The organism is Methylorubrum podarium (genome assembly GCF_022179745.1).
GTDB classification, from domain to species: Bacteria; Pseudomonadota; Alphaproteobacteria; order Rhizobiales; family Beijerinckiaceae; genus Methylobacterium; species Methylobacterium podarium.
Genome location: NZ_BPRD01000690.1, coordinates 1 through 1,517, shown reverse-complemented (window position 1 = coordinate 1,517; position 1,517 = coordinate 1). Strand labels below are relative to the sequence as shown.

2 protein-coding genes are annotated in these 1,517 nt (G+C 71.7%); one reads left to right on the top strand and one right to left on the bottom strand.

The features are described from left to right. Positions 1-1,001, top strand: a 1,001-nt coding sequence (locus tag MFF42_RS25850; protein ID WP_238258821.1) for an aminotransferase-like domain-containing protein, incomplete at its 5' end; no start/stop codon positions are given. Positions 1,002-1,029: 28 nt separating this feature from the next. On the opposite strand, the gene MFF42_RS25845 is transcribed toward MFF42_RS25850, so the two are convergent. Beyond that, the coding region (locus MFF42_RS25845) for a His/Gly/Thr/Pro-type tRNA ligase C-terminal domain-containing protein (RefSeq protein ID WP_238258820.1) at positions 1,030-1,517 on the bottom strand (488 nt) is incomplete at its 5' end.

Genomic DNA, 1,517 nt, shown 5'->3' with positions numbered 1-1,517 from the left:
AACATCACCGCATCGCCCCGGCGGGCGATGCGGTGATGTTCTACGACACGCCGCAGGGCCACGCGCTGCTGCGCCAGCAGATGGCGCTGCGGCTGACCGAGCGCGGCATCCGCGCCCATCCCGACCAGCTCGTGCTGACCGATTCGGTCACCCACGCCCTCGACCTGATCATCCGCTTCCTCGCCGAGCCCGGCGACACGGTGCTGCTGGACGATCCCTGCTACTTCTCGTTCCAGGCGCTCGCCCGCGCCCACCGGCTGCAGATGGTCGGCGTGCCGTTCGGGCCCAAGGGGCCGGATCTCGCCGCGTTCGAGCGGGCGCTGATCGCGCACAAGCCGCGGTTCTACATCACCAATTCCGGCCTGCATAACCCGACCGGCGCGACCTTGAGCCCGGTCGCCGTCCACCGCATCCTGCGGCTCGCCGAGATGCACGGCACGCTCATCGTCGAGGACGACGCCTACGCCGATTTCGAGGCGGAGCCGGGCCCGCGGCTCGCCGGCTTCGACGGGCTCGACCGGGTGATCCATGTCGGCGGCTTCTCGAAGACGATCTCGACCGGCGCCCGCATCGGCGCGATCGCGATCCGCGGCGACTGGGTCGAGCGCCTCGTCGATCTCAAGCTCGCGGTGTCGTTGAGCGACAACCACCTCACCGCGGCCACCGTCCACCGCTTCCTCGCCGAGGGCAGCTACCGGCATCACGTCGATGCCATGCGCACCCGGCTGGCGGAGGCCCGCGGCACGGTGGTGCGGCGGCTCGCGGAGGTCGGCGTGACCGTGCCCTTCGTGCCCCAGGCGGGCATGTTCCTGTGGGCGCGCCTGCCCGCCGGCCTCGACGCGGCGGACGTCTCCCGCCGGGCGCTCGCCCGCGGCATGGTGCTGGCGCCGGGCAACGTCTTCTCGCTCAGCCAGGGCGCCGCCGGCTCCATGCGCTTCAACGTCGCGCAATGCGCCGACCCGCGGGTTTTTTCGGAATTGGCGCGGGCGATGGAGGGGTGAGGCGCGAGCGCTCGCACCCCTCTTTCCGTCACGGCGCCGGAACCTCGACGTGCCGGCCGTCGAGCACGGCGTCGGTGCTCGGAAGGCTGTCGGCGGCGGCCTCGGCCCGGCGGCGGTCCGGGGAGGTCGCCTCCTCGACGAAGGCGGCGAGCGCCGCGTCGAGGGCCAGCGTCGTGGTCTTCTGGCTGCCGAGGCGGCGCACCGAGACCGTGCGCTCCTCCGCCTCGCGGCGCCCGAGCGCCAGCAGCACCGGCACCTTCGCCAGCGAGTGCTCGCGGACCTTGTAGTTGATCTTTTCGTTGCGCAGATCCGCTTCCACCCGCAGCCCGGCGCGCTCCAGCGCGCGGACCACCTCGCGGGCGTAAGGATCGGCGTCGCTGGTGATCGTCGCCACCACCACCTGAACCGGCGCGAGCCAGAGCGGGAAATGCCCCGCGAAATGCTCGATCAGGATGCCGGTGATGATCCACCGCGCCATCTGCGGCTCGATGGAGCGCTTCACCGGCATCCTGATCG